This is a genomic window from Leisingera sp. McT4-56 (assembly GCF_020514995.1).
Taxonomy (GTDB): domain Bacteria; phylum Pseudomonadota; class Alphaproteobacteria; order Rhodobacterales; family Rhodobacteraceae; genus Leisingera; species Leisingera aquaemixtae_A.
The window spans coordinates 1-20,755 of record NZ_JAJALF010000025.1 but is presented as its reverse complement, the minus strand read 5'-3'; the positions used below and the strand labels follow the sequence as shown (position 1 = coordinate 20,755).

The following is a 20,755-nucleotide window of genomic DNA, read 5'->3' as shown; positions in this document are numbered from 1 at the left end:
CCCTTTGGCAGGGCCTCTCCCAAGGCCCTGCCGCTGCAAGCAGGGAGGCAGCCATGCCGCAAGAACCGGAACATCAAGATGCCATCGGCATTATCGAACCGCCGCATGTGCGTGCTGAACTGGCCTTCTCGGCGGCCGCCTTCCTGTTTGCAGTTTTTCTTTGGTTCAACACCGGCGCTGAACTGAAAACGGTAAAGGGTGCAAGCGCGCTCAACCAGCCCGGCTTCTGGTCGCTTCTGTCGATTTACGGAATGCTGGGGTTTGGCGTGATGAACCTGGGCATCTGCATCCGCCGCAACCTGTCCACACGCCAGGGAGCGCCAATGGGGCCGGAACTGTTGTTTTGGCTGCGCTCGGCAGAGTTTACCGGCTGGTTTCTGGCCTACGTGCTGATCGTGCCCCGCCTTGGCTACCTGCCGTCCACCTTGCTGTTCAGCACCGCGCTCACACTGCGGCTGGGCTACCGCAGCGCCAGGTTCATATGGGTGTCCGTGGGCCTGTCACTGGCTGTGGTGCTGTTCTTCCGCAGCTTTCTGCAGGTGAAGATCCCTGCCGGCGCCGCCTATGAGCTGCTGCCCGCCGGTCTCCGCAACCTGTTCCTGATCTATCTGTAAGAGGCTGTCATGGATCTGCTTTTATCCGCGCTCGAGATGCTGGCCCGCTGGGACATCCTGATTGCTCTGGTTGCCGGATCACTGGGCGGCATCATTATTGGCGCCATCCCCGGCGTGGGACCGGCGGTTGCCATCGCCATCCTGCTTCCCGCGACCTACGCCATGGAGCCGCTTACCGGCCTGACCCTGCTTTTGGGCATCTACGGCTCCTCGATGTTCGGCGGCGCGCTGCCTGCGATTCTGCTGAACACCCCCGGCACCGCGGTCAACGCCCTGACAACCTATGATGGCTACCCGATGACCCGACGGGGTGAAGCCACCCGTGCCATTTCGCTTGCCTATGGCGCGTCCTTCTGCGGCGGGGTCATTTCGGTTCTGGCCCTGATTGCCCTGTCGCCGCTTCTGGCCAGCATCGCTCCGAACTTCGGCGCCAAGGAGATCTTTCTTGCCGCCCTCCTGGGCATGGTTCTGGTCGTCATTGTCCACCGCGGCCAGAACATGGCCGCCGGGGCGCTGCTGTGCTTTGGCATCTTCATTAACACCATCGGGCTGGAACCGATCCGCTATTCGAAACGCTTCACCTTCGATCAGACCTGGCTGGCCTCAGGCATAGACGTCATCGTCGTGGTGCTGGGGCTTTTCGCCCTCAGCCAGGCCTTTGTCCTGCTGCTTGGCGAGGATCAGGATGCGGCAGAGCCGAAAATCGGCCGCGGAGTGTTTCAGCACCTGTTCGAAGTGCTGCGGTTTCCCAAGACCGTGCTGTCCTCCTCCGGCTTTGGGGTGATCTTCGGCATCATTCCCGGTGTCGGAGAGTTCCTGGCCCAGTTCTTCTCGTACTCTCTGGCGCAGAAAACCTCGAAGACACCTGAAGAATTCGGCAATGGCTCTCCCGAAGGGATCATTGCCTCGGAGGCCGCCAACAATGCGGTGCCCGCCGCCGCAATGATCCCGCTGCTGGCCCTCGGCATCCCGGGCGAAGCCCTGACCGCGATGATGCTGACCGTGTTCTACGTCCACAACGTGATCCCTGGCCCGGGCCTGTTCGAGCAGCGGCCGGAGTTCATTCTCGGCCTCTACCTGTGCCTGCTGGCGCTGAACGTGCTGGCGCTGGTTTTCCTGATTCTGTTCTCGCGCCAGCTGACCCGGGTCATCATCATTCCCAACCGGTACCTCGGCATGATCATCCTCACGCTTTCTTTCGTCGGCGTCTACGCGCTGCGAAACTCGGTGACGGACTGCGCCATCGCTGCCGGTTTTGGTGTGCTGGGCATGGTGCTGAAACGGCTGAACCTGCCGATCGTGCCGATCATCCTCGGCATGGTTCTGGGCGGCATCATGGAAGTGAAGCTGCGCATCGCACTCGCCAATGTGCAAACGCCGCTGGACATGATCAACCGCCCCATCGCCGCCACCATTTTCGGCCTGATCGTGCTGGCGGTCACCCTGCACCTGATTTCGGTCTTCCGGCTCCGCAAGGCGCTGTCAAACCCCGTCTAACCCCTTCAATCCCGGCGCGCGCCCCTCCGCATGCCGCCGGCCAACCATCTGCAAAGGAATGAAAAATGGCAAATCAAGTCCCGGACCGTGCTCAGGTCGTCATCATCGGCGGCGGCGTGCATGGCTGCTCTGTCGCTTATCACTTGGCCAAACAGGGCTGGACCGACGTGGTGTTGCTGGAACGCAAGCAGCTCACCTGCGGAACCACCTGGCACGCCGCCGGCCTGGTCGGGCGGCTGCGCGGCGACACGCTGTCGACCGAGTTCGCCTCCTACGGCACCGAGATCATCGAGGAGCTTGAAGCCGAAACCGGCCAGACCACCGGCTTCCGCCAAACTGGTTCCGTCACGGTGGCCCGCTACCCCGACCGGATGCGCCAGCTGCGCCGCCAGATTGACTTTGCGCGGCTGTTCGATATCGAAGCGCGTGAAATCGGCCACAACGAGATCAAGGAACGCTACCCGCTGGTCAATCTGGACGGTGTTGCAGGCGGCGTCTGGATCCCCAGCAACGGCTCGATCAACCCGGTGGACCTGACCACAGCCTTGATCAAGGGCGCCCGCGGGCGCGGCGTCCAGGTGTTCGAAGACACCAAGGTCGAGGAAGTCGTGGTGGAAAACGGCCGTGTGACAGGGGTCCGCACCGACAAGGGCTACATTCAGGCCGACGTCGTGGTGAACACCGCCGGCATGTGGGCGCGCGAACTTGGCCGCCAGAACGGTGTCGAAATCCCGCTGCACGCCTGCGCGCATTACTACCTGGTCACCGAAGCGATCCCGGACCTGCCCAAGGACCTGCCGGTTCTGCGGTCCTATGACGATGCCACCTATTTCAAGGAAGACGCAGGCAAGCTCCTGGTCGGCTTTGGCCACCGTATCGTGGTTCCCTACGGCGAAGACGGCATCCCAGAGGACTTCAGCTTCGACTCGCTGCCCTTTGTCGAGGAACACGTCATGGATGTGATGGAGGAGGCGCTGGAAAGGGTTCCGGTGCTTCAGGAAACCGGCATCCGGACCTTCTTCAACGGCCCCGAAAGCTTCACCCACGACGGCCGCGCCACCATTGGCGAAGCGCCGGACATCAAAGGGTACTTCATTCTCGCAGGCGTCAACTCCACTGGCATCCAATGCGGTGCAGGCGCGGGCCGCGCTCTGGCGGAATGGATCGTCAACGGCAAGCCGATGCGCGATCTCAGCGGTGTCGACCCGGCCCGTCTGGAGAGCTTCCAGGCAGGCGATGCCTATCTGCAGCAGCGCGCGCCTGAAACGCTCGCCCTGTCCTATGCCCTGCACTATCCGCATCACCAGCGGCACACCGCGCGCGGCATCCGCAAGACGCCGTTCCATCACCTGCTCAAGGACCGCGGCGCATATTTCGGTGAATCCATGGGCTGGGAGCGCCCGGCCTGGTACGCGCCTGCCGGGGCCGAGGCGAAGGCCGAATACTCCTTTGGCCGCACCAGCTGGTTCGAATACGCCCAGGCCGAACAGCAGGCGGCGCGTGAGGCCGTGGCCATCATCGACTACTCCCCGATGGGAAAGACCGAAGTCGAAGGTAAAGACGCCGAAAGCTTCTTGCAGCGCATGTGTACCAACAACATGGCAATTGCCCCAGGACGCCTGGCCTACACCTTGATGCTGAACGAAGACGGAGGAATCGAGACCGACATGACGGTCGCCCGCCATGCCGAAGACCGCTTCATCGTCACCAGCTCAACCGGACGCCGCCGCCGCGACCTGAACCGGCTACGCGATCATGTCAATCCCGGCGAGGACGTGCGTATCCGCGACGTGACTACCGCCTATGCCGCCTTGTCGGTGATGGGGCCGAAAAGCCGGGAACTACTGTCTTCGCTGACAGATGCCGATCTGTCGAATGAGGCCTTCCCCTTCAACTCCGGCAAGACCATCCGCATTGGCTATGCCGAGGTTTGGGCCCAGCGCCTGTCCTACAGCGGCGAACTTGGTTTCGAACTCTACATGACCCCGGATCTGGCCGAGCATGTGTTCGATACCATCATGGCGAAACAGAACGAATACGGCATCCGCCTGCTGGGCACGGATGCACTCAACGCTCTGCGTATCGACAAGGGATACCTGCATTGGGGCACCGACATGGCCTATATGGAAGCCCCGCATCAGCTGGGTGTCGAGTTCCTATGCAAAACCAAAAAGGACATCCCCTTCATCGGGCGCGATGCCTATTTGGCCCGCAAGGAAAAGGCACAAGGGCCTTTCCTGTGCGCGATCAAGCTGAACAATGCCGAACCGCTATTGTTCGGGCGCGAGCCTGTTCTTCGCAATGGCGAGGTGCTCGGCTCCATCAACAGTGCGGCCTACAGCTACATTCAAGGCACCGCCACCGGCCTGTGCCTTCTTGACCTGCCGGAAGGCGCGTCAGGCAAGGCTGACCTTGAAGACGGCCACTATCAGGTTCTGATCGAAGGCGAGGCCGTGGATGCCACTGTCAGCTTGCGCGGATTCTACGACCCCCAAAGCAAGAAGCTTCTGTCGTAGTAAGAGCGCATGCGCCGGTTTTTGTCCCCCCTTGGCCGGCGCATGCCACCCACCTTGTTCAAAACAAGAATTCTGCCATGATCCCTGAACACCCAGTTTCTGCAGATGCAACAACCTTGGCTCTGCTTCTGGTTCCTGGGTTCGACCTGTTATCCCTCGGTGCGGTGACCGAACCGCTTAGAGAAGCCAACCTTCTGGCTGGAAACGAGCTGTACCGTTGGACACTGCACAGCCCGGACGGAAAGCCAGTCACAGACACAAACAGGGCAGCACTCGGCGTGGCATCCGGGTTTGATGATTTTCGCAGTGCAGACATCATGCTGGTGTTCGGCCCTGCTGCGGACCACCCGGTTTCCAAACAGCTGGGAGGCGATCTGCGCGCCGCTTGGCGGCGCGGCGCACGTATTGGCGCGGTTGGCACCGCGGTGCAGCTTCTTGCCAATGCCGGTATTCTCGCAGAGAGGGAGTTCACCCTGCACTGGCAATCCCGCGCGTCATTCTTTGAAAGCCATTGGCATCTCTGCCCTTCCGATCACAGGTTCTGCATCGACCAGCGGATTTTAACATGCGGCGGCGGCATCTCGGCGAGCGACCTGATCCTGCAAGTGATTGAACGCGATCATGGGTTCAATTTTGCCCAGGAGATTGCCGACCTTTGCCTGCACAACGGCCCGCGCAACAGCGGCGTAGCGCAGAAGATGCCTCTGAACCAGCGGTTTGCAACCCGGAACAAAACGCTACTTTCGGTTCTCAACGACATACGCGCCAACCTCAGCAGCGACATTTCCATCGAAACCCTGTGCCTGCGCCACAGCATTTCAAGACGCCAGCTTGAGAGGCTCTTCTCCAGTGAACTCGGGATGACGCCTGCCCGGTTCGTTAAGGATGCCCGCCTCTGCCGTGGCCGACTTCTGCTTATGCAGACCGATTTGACCGTAGGCGAGGTCGCAGCCTGTGTCGGATTTTATTCGGCTTCCAACTTCCGCAATTCCTTCCGGCAAAAATACGGAATTTCTCCATTCCAGTTTGCACTGCGAGCCGAAAGCGATCCTGCCGCCTGACCATTCATGCCTTAGCGTTTGCTCGCGCTGGCTCCGGTTTGCGGATCAAACGAGTCTCAAGCAGCTGTCCTTCGCGCTGCAAGATCGGGTGAGCTACTGTAACGATCCACGAATGGAATTCTTTAAAAGAATAAGCGGTCTCCAAATGAAGGTCGCTTGTGCGAAAGCTGTTTAGCTCTCCCTCTGCCAATCTCTTGAGATGCTCTTTGCGGCTGTTCCTTTCTATGCGGGCTATTTCGGCCTTCTCTTCAAGCAAAAGGCGCGCGCCCTCCAAGTCAGATCCAATAAGAACATTAGTAGCTTTGTCTAAGTTAGACATTGCCTTTGCATGAAGCGTAAGCAGCTCGGAAAAACCAGCCGGACTGAACTCCAAGCTGCTGCGGTGTTTTTCCTGTGTCAAAGGAACCAGCCGTTTAACCACGATATCCCCCGCAGCCTCCAGTGCGATTGCGTAGTCTACCAGAGCTCGCAATTCCGCGCGAAGTTCCCGACCAATCACAGTTTGATCAATCTCGGCGGAATAGTTGCGCACCTCATTCAAGGCAGAATTAAGCGCGTCCTCGCACCCCCGCTGCCGTTCCAGTGTGTCTTCATCAGCCCGCCTGTACAAATCCATAACAGGGGCAGTCATCTCCTCCACCAACCCTGCCATGCGCAATACTTCCCTCCTCAGCCCGGCCAATGCTAGCGAAGGACTGGCCAAGTCTGCGCGGTTTAAAACCGACCGGTAGCGCGATGAAAGTTCCTCACCCCGTACTTCGTTTTTGGGGAAGATGGCCGCAACTGGTGCTTCCAGTTGAACAGCAATAGGCACAGTCAATAGCAGTGCTGCATTGAAGGCGATGTGAACAATAATCACGGTTTGGGCCGGATCTCCACTCGCCAGGAACACATCAGAACCAGCACTGCTGTTTAAAAGAGAAACAACCAAGATAGCGCCGCTTCCGCGCAGCAGCATGTTTGCCACTGGCACGCGCCGCGCTACTGGCTCCATACCGCGAGACAACCAGACAGGTATCAAAGCAGAGCCCGCATTGGCGCCTAGCACTAGGGACAGGCCAGTCGCTAGCGAAATTGCCCCGATATCGACGACCGCAACGATCATGAGTATGGCGGCCACAGATGAGTGCATGACAAATGCCAAAATCACCCCAACTAGGAATGCCGTCACAAAGTCTTGTGCCAGGTATCCTGCGACAGCTGGCAGAAACGCACTTTCGCGGAACGGTTCCATTGTTTGCCGGAGGTAGCTCAGCGAGACCAGAATGAAGGCAATACCGAGTAGAATCCGGCCGGCTTGTTTCAAACTGCGCTGGTCGGTCTTTAGGAACAGGAAACCACCCGTGGTGAGAAGCACAGGTATGAGCCAGTCCAACCGAAGCGACAAGACCTGGATCAGCATGGCTGAGCCCAGATCTCCACCCAGGACAATTGCAATGCCAGGCACAAAGGAAAGTGCCCCAGCCCCTGAGAAGCCCGCCACTAGGAGTGTAACTGCGGCCGAGCTTTGCAGGACACAGGCCAGCAATATCCCAAGCGGTGCCAGCATCAGCGGATTTCGCGGCGCAGTCAGCAATCTCTGGAATGCCGAACCAAAGGCCCGTTCAATGCCGGTTCGTACCATACGGACTGCGAACAAAAGCATCATGACCGACCCGGCCAATTGAAAGATAAAACTCAGGATCTGCACAGAGTAACCTTTCCCTGAATTTTCAACGATGGCGAGCATAGACAGGTTGGCCCGTCGCCGGTGGTGAAACTCAGCGCGTCCGCCAGGCTTGCGACCGCTTCAGGACAACGCGGGACACCCAAAGATGGAACAGCCGCGCCGCCAGGTTGGTGTAGAAAATCATCATGCCCATGGCAGCTGCTGGGGCGATATCGCCCGCATCATCCATGTTCAGGATCGCGATCGAAGCAAGGGGCGTATTGTGTGAATACAGGAACACCACCACCGACACTGTGGTCATCGCATTGACGAACAGGTAGATACCGATTTCCAGCAAGGCCGGCGCGCACATCGGCACCGTCACCGTCGAAAACAGCCGGAACACCGGTTGCTTCAGTGACGCGGCCACCGGTTCAAACTCTGCATCAACCTGTTTCAGGGCCGTGGCCGATGTCAGGTAGGCAACCGTGAAAAAGTGAGTCACCGTACTGACCACAAGAATGGCCATGGTTCCATACAGCCAGTGGAAAGGGTTGGCAGCATCGTTGAAGAAGAAGATGTAGGCCAGTCCCAGCACCATGCCTGGAATTGCCATCGGCAGCATGGCGATCCCCTGCAGCAGCCCCCGCCCCGCCGAAAAGGCATTGCCCTTCTCCACGAAGTAGGCGGCCAGGAACACCACGGCGGTTCCGAAGACGGCCGACAGAAGCGCTAGCTTGATCGAGTTGAAATAGGACGCCCAGCCGCCGTCCAGCAGGTCGAAGCGGTAGTTGCTCAGGCTGAGGCTCAGGTCATAGGGGTAGAATTTGACTAGCGCCGCGTACTGGCAGACGCCGATGATCCCCAGCAAAAAGACGCACATGGCTGCACAGAAGGCAAAGCACAGCTTGTCCGTTAGAGGCCGCGGTGCGGGCTCATATGGCACGGAGCGCGCAGACAGCAAAGACTGCTGTTTGCCCTGCACCAGCCGGTCCACGGTAAACGCCATAAGCGCCGGGATGATCAGCAGGAAGGATACAACCGCACCCATCTCAAAGTTCTGCTGCCCGATCACCTGCTGATAGATGTCGACCGCCAGCATGGAGTACTGCCCGCCGATCACCTTGGGCAGGCCGAAGTCTGTCATCACCAGGCTGAAAACCACAAAGCTTGCGGAAATCAGGCCGAATCGCGCGCCGGGAAGCGTCACCGTCATGAAAGTCTTGAACGGGCTGCTGCGCAGCGAGGCGGCGGCCTCATACAAACGCGCGTCCGAAAGGGTCAGCGCTGTGGCGATGATGATGAACGCATGGGGAAAGGAAAAGAAAACCGATCCCAGCAAGATCCCGATAGGTCCGTAAATAGTCTCCCCCATCAGCATCCATTTCAGCATGCCCTGATTGCCGAACAGATAGACCAGCGCAATGCCGGGCAGCAGCGACGGCACCAGGATCGGTGCCATGGCCGCCAGGCGGAACGTGCCCTTGAAGGCCATGCAGGACCGGTGCAGCGCATAGGCAAAGGCAAAAGCCAGCGAAACCGTGACCGCAGTGCTGATCACCGAGATCAGCAAAGAATTACGGATGGACTTGAACAGTACCGGCGTCGAGAAATATGTCGTGAAGTTACCAAACCCGTAGCTGCGCGACGGTTTCAGCAGCACCTGACGAAACTCGTTGGAGCTCATCTCAACCCACTCCGGGCCGGAATGGAGCTGGGCGCCCTTCAAGAAAGCCGCATCTTCAGACGCGGTCCGGATCCGGTAGAGCTCCGGGCTGCGGAAGCTGAACTCAGGAAAAAACGCCGTGGCCGAAATGCTGCTGGTCGACTTTGCTGTCAGCTTTTCCTGCGGAAGCGTCTCATTTGCGGCATTCAAGACTGCAGCCGTATGGACCGTATCATCAAATGTGCCGGCTTCATCGCTGACCTGGAATTCGTACTGCTCCAGCTGGAATGCATAGGTCGAGAACGCCTTTGCCAGCATGGCCCCCATCGGGAAGACCAAGGCGACCAGCAAATACAGGAAAATGGCGACGATACCGCCGCGTATGACCAGGTCGTCGCGGGACATCCTGGCCTTCACGCTGGTTTTGGGCAGCGGGTGCGCGGCATCAGTCATTGTGCAGCCTCCCGCAGCGGCTCAAACGCCATCAGGCGGTCCGCCGGCAGTTCAACCGTCAGGTTTGCCCCCTGCGCCAGCCCTAGCCGGCGCACTGCATTGATTGAGAAATCCGCATAGAAATGCGCGCCTCCAAAGGCCGCACTGTCAAGGTCGCAGCGCCAGAAGGAGCCGAGAAATTCCATCTCCCGGATCATCACCTCAATCCGGCTGGCGCCTTGCGACGGTGCCGCGCCGGCTTCAACCGGCACAACATCCTCCGGCCGGATAACCGCCACCAGATCCTTGCCTGCGGCATGGCCGTGATTGCGGCAGCGGAACGTCGAAATGCCGTTCGATACTGAATCAGGACCCACAGACGCGACGGGCAGCTGGTTGGTATCCCCCACAAAATCGGCCACAAACAGGCTTTCCGGTTCCCGGTAGACTGCGGTTGGAGTCCCGATCTGCTCGATCACACCGTGGTTCATCACCACGATCCGGTCCGCCATCGACAGGGCTTCCTCCTGGTCGTGCGTCACCAGAATTGTCGTGACACCGGTGTCCCGCTGCAGTTCCTTGATCTCGTGGCGCAGGTGGGTCCGCACCTTGGCATCCAGGGCCGACAGCGGCTCATCCAGCAGCAGCAGGCCCGGCGAAACCGCCATGGCCCGGGCCAGGGCCACGCGCTGCTGCTGCCCGCCGGAAAGCTGAGACGGGTATTTCCCGCCCTGGTCAGGCAGGCCGACTAGCGCCAGCAATTCGTTAACACGGGCCTGAATCTCGGACTTTCCAAGCCCCCGGTTTTCAAGCCCGAACCCGATGTTTCGGGAGATGGTGAGATTAGGGAACAGCGCGTAGGACTGGAACACGATCCCGTAGTCACGGGACGAGGCCGGCAGGCTGGTGATGTCGTCCCCGCCCTGCCGGATCTGCCCGGAACTGGGCAGATCGAGCCCGGCAATCGCACGCAGCAATGTGGTTTTGCCGCACCCCGACGGGCCAAGAAAACAGACGAGTTCGGATTCCAGAATGGTCAGCGACACGCCCTTCAGAGCGCAGAAACTGCCATAAAATTTTTCGAGATCGGAGATCTCAACATATGGGTTTGCCATGGGATTTCTCCGCTGCCGGACGACCGGGGCTGGTTCATTGCGCGATCATTTGCCGCCGCACTTTTGGTGAAGAAAGAAAAAACCCCGGGCCAGGGAGCAGCAGCCCGGGGTGAATGCCGCCCCTCAGTTCTGAGGGTCGGACTTATGGCCGAAACGGCTTTGCCAATCGCTCAGAATGGTGTCGCGGTTCTTGGCAATGTTCGCAAAGTCGCTGGGGATCATCGCGTCCACGACATTGGACGGGTAGTGCTCGTTCGGATTGGACACGCCAGGTTTGGCAACGACGGCATATACTTTTGCATAAACCTCATTGGCGTCCTCTGTCGCCGTCCAGTCCATCAGCGCCTGGGCGGCCTCCAGCTTCGGCGTGCCCGCGACGATGGCGGTTGCCTCCATATCCCAGCCAACACCTTCCGTCGGGATAATGATGTCGATCGGTGCGCCGCTGCCCTTCAGCTTGGTTGCCGCCAGCGCATAGGAGATGCCGATAAGGTTTTCACCCGAAGCGGCCAACTTGCAGGGCTTCGACCCGGAGTGCGTGTAGCGCGCGATATTTTCATGCAATCCGGCCATGTAACCCCAGCCTTCCTCGCTCCCTTTCAGCGACAGCCAGCTAGTGACGTTCAGCAGCCCCGCACCCGAAGAGTTGGGGTTCGGCATCACAATATGGCCTGCATATTCTGGTTTCAGCAGGTCATCCCAAGATTGCGGCGCTGCGATGCCCAGTTTCTCGCCTTCGACGGTGTTGAAGCAGATCGCGGAAAACAGGGCATTCATGCCAACCCAGCTAGGGGCATCACCATTGTCCACGAACTGGGCATTCAGCGTATCGGCGCCTAAGGGGGTGTAGGGCTCCAGCATGCCTTCCAGCTTCAGGGCCATCACTGAGTTGACAGACAGCCCCAGCACCGCATCTGCCTGCGGGTTGTTTTTCTCGGCCAGCAGCTTCGCTGTGATGATCCCAGTGGAATCCCTGACCCAGTTAATCTTGATGTCCGGGTTAGTTTCATTGAAGGACGCAGCATAGCGGTCCAGATCATCTGCGTTCAGAGCAGTATAAACCGTCAGTTCAGTCTCGGCCGACGCGGTTGCTGCGGCACATGCCAGAGCAACTGCCTGAACCAGGGTGAAAAATTTCGACACCATAATCTCCTCCCTATGGGTCTGAGGGTGCGACCGAGCCATCCAAAAGCTGTTTGACCAGACTTTCGAACTGTAAAAACAGCAATTTCTGTCGCGCCTCCCTCCTCCGGTTGATGTTGCGACTAGCAACCTCCACGCGGCAGTTTTGACCTTTCGTCAAAAACTGAACGCTAAGTACGATTTATGATCATGACGTCATAGAGTCAATGAAAACTTCACTATGACAACACTCCAAACGGCAAGCAGCCGAGGCCAGTACCGGTAGCAAACGCCCGCAATCTGTGAGCTTGCAATACTGCTATTAGAGTATCATTGGCATCGTTCAGCTTCAGTTCGACCCGTCAGCCGCAGGCCTGAAGCATCTAGGCGCATGATCACTTTGCGTAAGGAAGAAGCGGCCCAAATCAGCCATTGGCGGACATGTTCGAGGTCGCAGCGCAGCGTCCCCAGATCGGACATTTGTGCTTAGTGCAGCATTGTTGACCTGCCAATGACAGGGCTCGGGACCTTCCATATATTCGCTGCGGGTCCAAGAATTTGGCGCCAAGCGAGCATCTATCGGTCGCGAAGGGTGGACAGCGCGAGTTCGCTGACCTGCCCGCCTATGGCGGCTTTGGGACTAAAGGTTTAGTCTTTCTGTGTCTCTATCACCGGAACACCGCTTCCGAGCCATGACACGAAGCTGTCAGCTGCTGTTCCCTCACGTGTGCTGTTTGGCGAAGCGACCGTATACCAGACGCATTCGATCTGCCGCGGATCGAGCTTTACCAGCGCTCCGGACTGCAAGGCCTTGGCGCATAGAACCTCGTCCGCGAGAACCACTCCCTCACCGTCTACAGCCGCTTCGATAGCGAGTGACAAGTCAGAGTAGACCCGCCCTTCCTGCCAGCACAGGGATGACGGCTGATGCGCGGAAAACCACTTGTGCCAGATCTCCCTGCCATTGTCGTGGACCAGCGGCACGCTGTTCCAGTCACAAGGCCCGTCAGCCAGCAGCCGGTTGTGCAGTTCGGGAGTGCAAGCTGGAAAGCCGATGATTGGAAACAACCTTTGCTGTTGCCCCTCGCCAGCCGATTGCCGTGTCTCGAAATGGATCACAACATCGGCGTGTCCTTCACCCAGCTGCGGGGGCTGCCACGCCGGGCGCAGATCAATGTCGATCTTGGGATACTCCTCGCAGAATTCCGTGATCCGCTTGCGCAGCCAGAGTGAGGCCAACGCCGGTTCCGCACTGACTACCAGCGTGCCGCTCTGTGTCATGCGCAGCAGCCCGTCGCAGGCGTCATTCAGCACCTGAAACCCGTTGGAGACCTGCGGCAGCAAGGCGCGGCCGTCCTCACTCAATTCCACCCGGTTGCCGAGGCGGCGGAACAACTCCGTGCCCAGCCACTGCTCCAAGGTCTTGATATGCTGACTGATTACACTGTGGCTCACGTTCAGCTCCGCGGCCGCCCTGGCAAAACTGCTGTGGCGGGCGGCGGCCTCAAAGGCGCGCAGAGCGTTCAAGTGGCGGAGCGAACCAAGCATGGATCACCGTAGAAAAAACCGACGCTGAGGGCAAGATTTACCCGTTTTTCGAATTTACCGCCCACCGCTACCGTTTTGGAACACAAGGCACACAGAGGAAAACGGAGGGCCGCATGGCCGATCAGCAAGCAAAACCGGATACCGGCCTATCGCTTCGGGTGACGGACCTCCACAAGTCCTACGGTGCGCTGGAAGTTCTGAAAGGCGTCTCGCTGGAGGCACGCGAGGGCGACGTGATTTCCATGCTGGGCTCGTCCGGGTCGGGCAAAAGCACTTTCCTGCGTTGCATCAACCTTTTGGAAACTCCCAATGCCGGCACGATCACCGTGCATGGCGAGGACATCAGGATGGGCACTGACCGGCACGGCGTGTTCAAGCCTACGGACGCCAAGCAGGTAGAGCGCATCCGGTCGCGCCTGGCCATGGTGTTCCAATCCTTCAACCTGTGGTCGCACATGACCATCCTGGAAAATGTCATCGCTGCCCCGATCCACGTCCTGAAACAGCCTCGTGCCGAAGCCATCGAAAAGGCCGAAGCCATGCTGCAGCGCGTCGGCATGTACGAGCGGCGAGACTACTACCCCTCGCATATTTCCGGTGGCCAGCAGCAGCGCGCGGCAATTGCCCGCGCACTGGCGATGGAGCCCGAGGTGATGCTCTTCGACGAGCCGACCTCAGCCCTTGACCCTGAGCTGGTGGGAGAGGTGCTGAAGGTGATCCGCTCGCTGGCCGAAGAGGGGCGCACCATGGTCGTGGTGACGCATGAGATGGGGTTTGCCCGGGATGTGTCCAACAAGGTGATCTTCCTGCACCAGGGCTTGATCGAGGAGCAGGGCCACCCCTCTCAGATGTTCAGTAACCCGAATTCGGAACGGTTCAGCGACTTCCTCTCCAATACCCGGCAATGACCGCGCCGGACATGCAGTTTCACAACAAGCAACAGGGAACCATCCGCATGACTTTCAAGAAAACTATCCTTGCCGCTACTGCGGCAGCTATGACCCTGATGGGCAGCACTGCAATGGCCGAGGCGCTGCGCGTTGGCGTCGAAGGCGCCTACGCACCGTTCTCCAAGAAAGAGGCAGATGGGACTCTCTCCGGCTTCGACATCGACATGGCCTATGCGCTGTGTGAACAGCTGGAGCGCGAATGCGTGCTGGTTGAGCAGGAATGGGATGGCATGATCCCGGCGCTGATCGCCAACAAGTACGACGCCATCATCGCCTCCATGTCGATCACCGAGGACCGCAAGAAGAAGGTCAGCTTCTCGGAGAAGTATTACCACACCCCGTCGCGTTTCATCGCCAAGGACGGTGCGTCCTTCGAGCTCACCGCCGAAGGCACCAAGGGCGTGAAGATCGGTGTGCTGCGCGGCACCACGCTGCAGTGCTATGTCGAGAAGCATTTCCCCGATGCCGACATCAAGCTCTACAACACTCAGGAAGATGTCTTTGCCGACCTTACCGCCGGGCGTCTGGACTTGCAGCTCAACAACACGCTGGGCGCACTGGACGGGTTTTTGAACACACCGCAAGGCGAAGGCTTTTCCTTCTACGGTGAGGACCTGGATGATCCGGCCTGCCTCGGCGAGGGGGTGGGCATTGCCGTGCGCAAGGATGATCCGCTGGCGGCAGAGCTGAGCGCGGCAATCAAGGAAATCCGTGCAGACGGCACCTACAAGACCATCAACGACAAGTACTTCCCCGTCGACATCTACGGGAACTGATCCCGCCGGATGCGCCTTGGCGGCGGGGGTCCGCGTCCCCGCCGCCCTTTCATTCTCCAACTGACACCGCAAGGGGCAGAGGCACATGCAGCTGATTTACGAATACCGGCAGATCCTTCTGGAAGGCGCCGGCGTCACCGTCTCGCTTGCTATTCTGTCGCTGATCCTATCGGTGATCTGCGGGCTGGCAGGCGCCTTTGCCAAGCTGTCCCAGTCCCCCGGCATCCGCCGGGCCGGCAATGCCTACACCACCTTCGTGCGCAGCGTGCCGGACCTGGTGCTGATGATGCTGATTTTCTACGGCGGCCAGGTGATGCTGAACGATATCGGACGCATCACCGGCCTCTGGGGCTATGTGGACGTCAACCAGTTCATTGCGGGCGTACTGACACTGGGCTTCATCTTCGGCGCCTATATGGCCGAGACCTTCCGCGGCGCGATCCTTGCTATCCCGCGCGGGCAGATCGAAGCGGCGATGTCGGTGGGCATGAGCCCGCGCCAGATCTTCCGGCTGGTCACCTGGCCGCAGATGGTGCGCTATGCTCTGCCGAGCTTCACCAACAACTGGCTGGTGCTTATCAAATCCACCGCGCTGGTGTCGGTGATCGGGCTGCACGATCTGGTCTGGAACGCTTTTGCTGCGGGCCGTTCCACACACAAGCTGTTCACTTTCATGATTGCGGTGCTGGTCATCTACCTGGTGATCACCGGCATCTCCGATCTCCTGCTGCGCTGGGTCGACCGCCGCTACAGCGCTGGCGTGAAAAGGGCCTGACGATATGGAAACCGAACGCACTTTCCTTGAGTACCTCCGCCACATCAGCGAGAACCTCTCGCCGCTGGATTTCCTGCTGATCTATGACAACGCCGGTAAATTCTTCGAGGGCGCGCTGCTCACCCTGCAACTGACATTCCTGGCGCTGTTCCTGGGCGGCCTCCTGGCAATTCCCATGGCCATTGCGCGCGCGTACCGCAAGCCGGGGTGGAGCCAGGCGATCTGGGGCTATACCTACGCTTTCCGCGGCACGCCGCTGCTGGTACAGACCTATCTTTTCTACTTCGGCCTTGGCCAGTTTGAAGCAGTGCGCAACTCCTTCCTTTGGGGTCCCGTCCTGAGCGACCCATGGTGGTGCGTGCTGATAGCCTTCACTCTGAACACCGCCGCCTACACGACAGAGTTTCTGAAAGGCGCGATTGAAACCACCCCCGAGGGCGAGATCGAAGCTTCCAAGGCTTGCGGCATGTCCCCCTTTACAAGGATGCGGCTGGTGGTGCTGCCGAGCGCCTTCCGCCGAGCGCTGCCGGCCTATTCCAACGAAGTGATCTTCACCCTGCATGGATCGGTCATCGCCAGCACCGTGACCCTTCAGGATCTTCTGGGTGTGGGCCGATGGCTGAACGGGCGCTACTATCTGGCTTACGAGGGCTTCATCACCGCGATGGTCTTCTACATGGGTATCGTCTTCCTGATCTCCATTGCCTTCCGCATGGCCGAGAAACGCTACCTGCGCCACTTGCGTCCGCGTGAGACCACCCCCTCAGATCAGGCCAAAGCCACCGCTTGAATTTCCCTTCTCGTGCCGGACCCTCCCGCGCTGGCACATCCCAAAACAAATGTCGAAAGGTACACCGATGACCAATGCAAATCCTAAGAAACGCGAGCTGATCGAAGGCCGTGCTGCAGTGATCGTCATTGATATCCAGAAATCAACCTTTGCTCCGATCCCCGACGACGAACGTTCCATTGCTCATATGCCTGACTATGCGGAACGCATGGCGCGCACCAAAGTGGTGATCGACAAGGCCCGCGAAAAGGGCATCCCCGTTGTTTTCATCCAGGAGATCCACCGCGCCAATCAGATCGACTTCGGCCGCGAGCTGGACGGGGACGAGGAGATCCACTGTCTTGACAGCAATCCGCTCACGGATTTTGCCGAAGAGGAACTGGGCATGCGCCCCGACGATTACCGTATCTCCAAGCGGCGTTACTCTGCGTTCTACGGCACCGATCTGGAGATCCTGCTGCGCGGCCTTAAAGCCGAAACCCTGATCCTGACCGGCGGGCTGACCGACGTCTGCGTGCATTACACTTTCGTTGACGGCCACCAGGGCGACTACTTCTGCCGTGTGGTCGAAGACTGCGTTGCCGGGTCCAGCATCGAAGCTCACAATGCTTCTCTGAAGGCGATGGAATACCTCCAGCACGGTGCGATCCGGTCGATTGATGAGGTTCTGGGCGCCATGGATCAAACGGGCGGCTGACCCCCGGCCAAGGACGACGACAATGCAGACCAACAGCAACCTTGCAGCCGCAGGGCTGGCGATGGCGGCCTCCGCCATCCTCAGCTTCATCGACAACTTCGTTTTTGCGGTTTCTCAGGAGGCAGGGCTCTGGCAGTTCCAGCTGTTCCGCACGCTCTTTGCGGTGCCCATGCTGCTGCTCGGCGCGCATCTGCTGCGCCAGCCCCTGAAGGCGGTGAACCTGCCGCGGCTGTCCTTGCGCAGCGCGGCAGTATCCATTGGCCTGCTGATCTACTTTGCCGCCCTTGGCACGCTGCCAGTTGCGCAGGCCGGTGCGGGACTGTTCAGCGCGCCGATCTGGGTGCTGCTGCTGTCAGCGCTCCTGTTCGGCACGCGGCTGAGCGGCCTGCAGCTGCTGGCGATTCTGACGGGTTTCGGCGGCGCGCTGATGCTGCTTCAGCCCGATTTCGCGGCGCTGACGCCTGCCTCGCTGATGCCGCTGGCCGCGGGTCTTTTTTACGGGCTCGGCATGCTGCTGACGCGCCACATCTGCGCAACCGAAAGCGCCCCGGCACTGGCAATGGGGATCTTCCTTTTCATCGGCACGGCAGGCATTGTCATGCTGGCCGTCGTCAGCCTGATGCCCGGTGCCGACACTGCCGGGCCCTTCCTGACCCGCGCCTGGGTCTCGCCCAGCCCGCGCTTCCTGTGGCTGACCCTGTTCCAGGCCGCCGGGGCCGTGGTGGCCGTCTCGCTCATCGCGCAGGCATACCGGATCGGCACGCCGGCTTTTGTATCGGTCTTCGAATACTCCTTCCTCATCTTCGCCTGCCTCTGGGGCTTTCTGCTCTGGGGCACGGCGGCCACCAACCTCGTTTGGGCCGGGATCGTGGTGATCATCGCCTCCGGCCTGGCTATGTCCCTCCTGCAGAAAAGAGATGCCTGATGCCCCCGCTTCCTTCCAATCTTGCCATGGTGCCTTTTGTCTCTGTCGAACACATGATGGGCCTTGTCCACCACATTGGCATCGAACGGCTGCTGCAGGATCTGGCCGCCGAGATCGAGAGCGATTTCAAACGCTGGGAGAGCTTCGACAAGACCCCGCGGGTGGCCTCCCACTCGCCTGTCGGTGTGATCGAGTTGATGCCCACCTCGGACGGCGAGATGTACGGCTTCAAATACGTGAACGGCCACCCCAAGAACACTAAGGAGGGGCTGCAAACCGTCACCGCCTTCGGCCTTCTGTCAGATGTCGACACCGGCTATCCGAAACTGCTGACCGAGATGACGCTGCTGACCGCGCTGCGCACCGCGGCGACCTCGGCCATGGCGGCGAAACACCTGGCCCCAGAGGGCGCGAACTGCATGGCGATGATTGGCAACGGCGCGCAGGCGGAGTTCCAATGCCTCGCCTTCAAGGCCGTCTGCGGCATCGGCACCGTGCGGCTTTACGACATCGACCCGGTCGCCACAGAAAAGGCGGCCCGCAACCTCGCGGACCGCGGCCTCACCGTGGTTTCCTGCAAGAGCAGTGAAGAGGCGATGGAAGGCGCGGAGATCATCACCACCTGCACCGCTGACAAGCAGTATGCGACGATCCTTACCGACAACATGGTCGGCCCCGGCGTCCACATCAACGCCATCGGCGGCGACTGCCCCGGCAAGACCGAGCTGCACCGCGACATCCTGCTGCGTTCGGACATTTTCGTCGAATACCCGCCGCAGACCTTGATCGAAGGCGAGATCCAGCAACTGGAGAAGGGCCACCCCACCACCGAGTTGTGGCAGGTGATCACCGGTCGGCAGGAGGGCCGCAAGGACGCCCGCCAGATCACCCTGTTCGACAGCGTGGGCTTCGCAATCGAGGATTTCAGCGCGCTGCGCTACATCCACCGCGCAATTCAAGGCACCGGGTTCTACGCGGATCTGGACCTTCTGGCCGACCCGGATGATCCCCGCGATCTGTTCGGCATGCTGACCCGAGCGAAAGGCTGACCTCTATGGAACTCAATTCACGCCAGATTCTCGACCGTCTTGTGTCCTTCCCTACCGTCAGTTGTGAAAGCAACCTCGCGCTGGTGGATTTCGTCGAGGGTTACCTGCGGTCGCATGGGGTGACGCCTGTCCGCGTGCCGTCCCCCTGCGGCACCAAGGCGTCCATCTTTGCCCATATCGGACCTGAGGTTGAGGGCGGCGTGGTGCTATCGGGACATACCGACGTGGTGCCTGTCGAAGGCCAGGACTGGAGCAGCGATCCATTCACGATGACGGAGCGGAACGGCAAGCTCTATGGCCGCGGCACCTGCGACATGAAGGGTTTCGATGCACTGGCGCTGGCCGCAGTGCCGTTGGCGCGGAAAAGCCCGCTGAAGCGCCCGATCCAGATCGCGCTGAGCTATGATGAAGAGGTCGGTATGACCGGCGCGCCGCCGATGATCGACCGCATGCTTCAAAGCAGGTTTCCTAAGGCGAAGGCAGTGATCGTGGGCGAACCTTCGATGATGCAGGTGGTTTCGGGCCACAAGGGCGGCTTCGGCTACATCGTTGATGTGCGCGGACATGAGGTGCATTCCTCGATCATGCACGAAGGCGTCAGCGCGGTGATGATGGCGGCAGAGCTGGTCAGCTGGGCCAACCGGGTGAACGCGGCAAACGCCGCCCGCACTCCCGGGCCGCTGGATGCGGGTTTCGTGCCTCCCTACACCACCGTCCACGTGGGCACCATCAAGGGCGGCACCGCCCATAACATAACCGCCGGCAATTGCCGCTTTGAGATCGACTTCCGCGTAGTCCCGGGCGAGGATCAGGGCCAGTGGGAATCCCGTTTCGAGGCTGAGGCCGCCCGGCTGGACGCGCAAATGAAAGCAGTTCATCCGGAGGCCGGGATCACCTTTTTGCAAGACTTTAACGCGCCGGGATTGGCCCCTGAACCAAATGCTGCTGCCGAGGAGTTGGCCCGTCGACTCACCGGCGACAATTCCGCCCGTGTTGTGAGCTACGCCACCGAAGGCGGCCTGTTCCAGCGGAGCGGCTATTCCACGGTCATCTGCGGCCCCGGCGATATTGCCCAGGCGCACCAGCCGGACGAATATATTCTAATGGACCAGTTCCAAGAGGGATGGTGGTTTATGGAGAATTTGATCAACGATTGCTGCCGGTGATAGGGCAAAGCACATCCGCCTCAACAGGAAAGTTTCATTCACAAAGCTGACTTACCTCGATCATCAACTGGATGTCCGCAGTGCGTCTTTCGTGGCATGCAGCACACGCGAGGGTTCTCTTGGAGGTCGATAACCGAGAAGGGCTCAAACCGGCCGATCTCTGCGTCGCAGCGGCCATGGGCGCGTCCTTCAGACCCTGGCGGACGAGGCCGGCCCAAACCGGCCTTTGGCGGACAGGTCCGAGGCCGCAGCGCAGCGTTCCCAGATCGGGCGTTTGCGCTCAGTGCAGCATTTTGACCTGCCAATGATTGGGCTCAATATTGCCTGGCGCGACTTGCATCCGCAGAGCCACAGACAGGCGTCACTCAGCATTTTTTCAGTTTTAGTGTGCCCGCATTCCAGATACGT

At 59.9% G+C, this 20,755-nt stretch carries 17 protein-coding genes; 12 read left to right on the top strand and 5 right to left on the bottom strand.

Annotated features, from left to right (window positions below; all coding sequences use genetic code 11):
* Positions 1–53 precede the first annotated feature (53 nt).
* The 4 genes from LHL23_RS20320 (at position 54) to LHL23_RS20305 (ending at position 5,688) form a co-directional block, all read left to right on the top strand.
* The gene (locus tag LHL23_RS20320; protein WP_226431313.1) at positions 54–614 is read left to right on the top strand and encodes a tripartite tricarboxylate transporter TctB family protein; all 561 of its coding nucleotides are present in this window, start codon (positions 54–56) and stop codon (positions 612–614) included.
* A 9-nt stretch (positions 615–623) separates the two neighbouring features.
* The gene (locus tag LHL23_RS20315) at positions 624–2,111 is read left to right on the top strand and encodes a tripartite tricarboxylate transporter permease (RefSeq protein ID WP_226431312.1); all 1,488 of its coding nucleotides are present in this window, start codon (positions 624–626) and stop codon (positions 2,109–2,111) included.
* A 65-nt stretch (positions 2,112–2,176) separates the two neighbouring features.
* Positions 2,177–4,627, top strand: a complete 2,451-nt coding sequence (locus tag LHL23_RS20310) for a GcvT family protein (RefSeq protein WP_226431311.1) — start codon at positions 2,177–2,179, stop codon at positions 4,625–4,627.
* Between the two features lie 77 nt (positions 4,628–4,704).
* Positions 4,705–5,688 carry a GlxA family transcriptional regulator gene (locus LHL23_RS20305; protein ID WP_226431310.1) on the top strand — a complete coding sequence of 328 codons (984 nt, stop codon included), beginning with the start codon at positions 4,705–4,707 and terminating at the stop codon, positions 5,686–5,688.
* A 4-nt stretch (positions 5,689–5,692) separates the two neighbouring features.
* Here the strand turns inward: LHL23_RS20305 and LHL23_RS20300 are convergent, their stop codons facing one another.
* The 5 genes from LHL23_RS20300 to LHL23_RS20280 form a co-directional block, all read right to left on the bottom strand.
* Positions 5,693–7,417, bottom strand: coding sequence for a Na/Pi cotransporter family protein (locus tag LHL23_RS20300; RefSeq protein ID WP_226431309.1), 1,725 nt, complete (start codon positions 7,415–7,417; stop codon positions 5,693–5,695).
* Between the two features lie 31 nt (positions 7,418–7,448).
* On the bottom strand, positions 7,449–9,455 hold the full coding sequence (locus LHL23_RS20295) for a putative 2-aminoethylphosphonate ABC transporter permease subunit (protein ID WP_226431308.1): 2,007 nt from the start codon (positions 9,453–9,455) through the stop codon (positions 7,449–7,451).
* Positions 9,452–10,549 carry a putative 2-aminoethylphosphonate ABC transporter ATP-binding protein gene (locus LHL23_RS20290; RefSeq protein ID WP_226431307.1) on the bottom strand — a complete coding sequence of 366 codons (1,098 nt, stop codon included), beginning with the start codon at positions 10,547–10,549 and terminating at the stop codon, positions 9,452–9,454. The genes LHL23_RS20295 and LHL23_RS20290 overlap by 4 nt, the downstream gene beginning before the upstream one ends.
* Positions 10,550–10,672: 123 nt before the next feature.
* Entirely contained in the window at positions 10,673–11,695 is a 1,023-nt protein-coding gene (locus tag LHL23_RS20285) for a putative 2-aminoethylphosphonate ABC transporter substrate-binding protein (RefSeq protein ID WP_226431306.1), read from the bottom strand.
* Positions 11,696–12,319: 624 nt separating this feature from the next.
* Positions 12,320–13,219 (bottom strand): LysR family transcriptional regulator, encoded by a 900-nt coding sequence (locus LHL23_RS20280; protein ID WP_226431305.1) that lies wholly within the window; start codon positions 13,217–13,219, stop codon positions 12,320–12,322.
* A gap of 113 nt (positions 13,220–13,332) precedes the next feature.
* Here LHL23_RS20280 and LHL23_RS20275 point away from each other — a divergent pair, with 113 nt between their 5' ends.
* The 8 genes from LHL23_RS20275 (at position 13,333) to argE (ending at position 20,347) form a co-directional block, all read left to right on the top strand.
* Entirely contained in the window at positions 13,333–14,127 is a 795-nt protein-coding gene (locus LHL23_RS20275) for an ABC transporter ATP-binding protein (protein WP_226431304.1), read from the top strand.
* Between the two features lie 47 nt (positions 14,128–14,174).
* Positions 14,175–14,945 (top strand): transporter substrate-binding domain-containing protein, encoded by a 771-nt coding sequence (locus tag LHL23_RS20270; RefSeq protein WP_226431303.1) that lies wholly within the window; start codon positions 14,175–14,177, stop codon positions 14,943–14,945.
* A gap of 85 nt (positions 14,946–15,030) precedes the next feature.
* Positions 15,031–15,720 (top strand): ABC transporter permease, encoded by a 690-nt coding sequence (locus LHL23_RS20265; RefSeq protein WP_226431302.1) that lies wholly within the window; start codon positions 15,031–15,033, stop codon positions 15,718–15,720.
* Positions 15,721–15,724: 4 nt separating this feature from the next.
* Positions 15,725–16,510, top strand: coding sequence for an ABC transporter permease (locus LHL23_RS20260; RefSeq protein ID WP_226431301.1), 786 nt, complete (start codon positions 15,725–15,727; stop codon positions 16,508–16,510).
* A 49-nt stretch (positions 16,511–16,559) separates the two neighbouring features.
* On the top strand, positions 16,560–17,207 hold the full coding sequence (locus tag LHL23_RS20255; protein WP_226431300.1) for a cysteine hydrolase family protein: 648 nt from the start codon (positions 16,560–16,562) through the stop codon (positions 17,205–17,207).
* A gap of 22 nt (positions 17,208–17,229) precedes the next feature.
* A complete protein-coding gene (locus LHL23_RS20250; RefSeq protein ID WP_226431299.1) occupies positions 17,230–18,132 on the top strand; it encodes a DMT family transporter in 903 nt (300 codons plus the stop codon).
* Positions 18,132–19,181, top strand: a complete 1,050-nt coding sequence (locus LHL23_RS20245; protein WP_226431298.1) for an ornithine cyclodeaminase — start codon at positions 18,132–18,134, stop codon at positions 19,179–19,181. Before LHL23_RS20250 ends, LHL23_RS20245 begins: the two co-directional genes overlap by 1 nt.
* A 5-nt stretch (positions 19,182–19,186) precedes the next feature.
* A complete protein-coding gene (gene argE, locus LHL23_RS20240) occupies positions 19,187–20,347 on the top strand; it encodes an acetylornithine deacetylase (protein WP_413229486.1) in 1,161 nt (386 codons plus the stop codon).
* Positions 20,348–20,755: the final 408 nt, after the last annotated feature.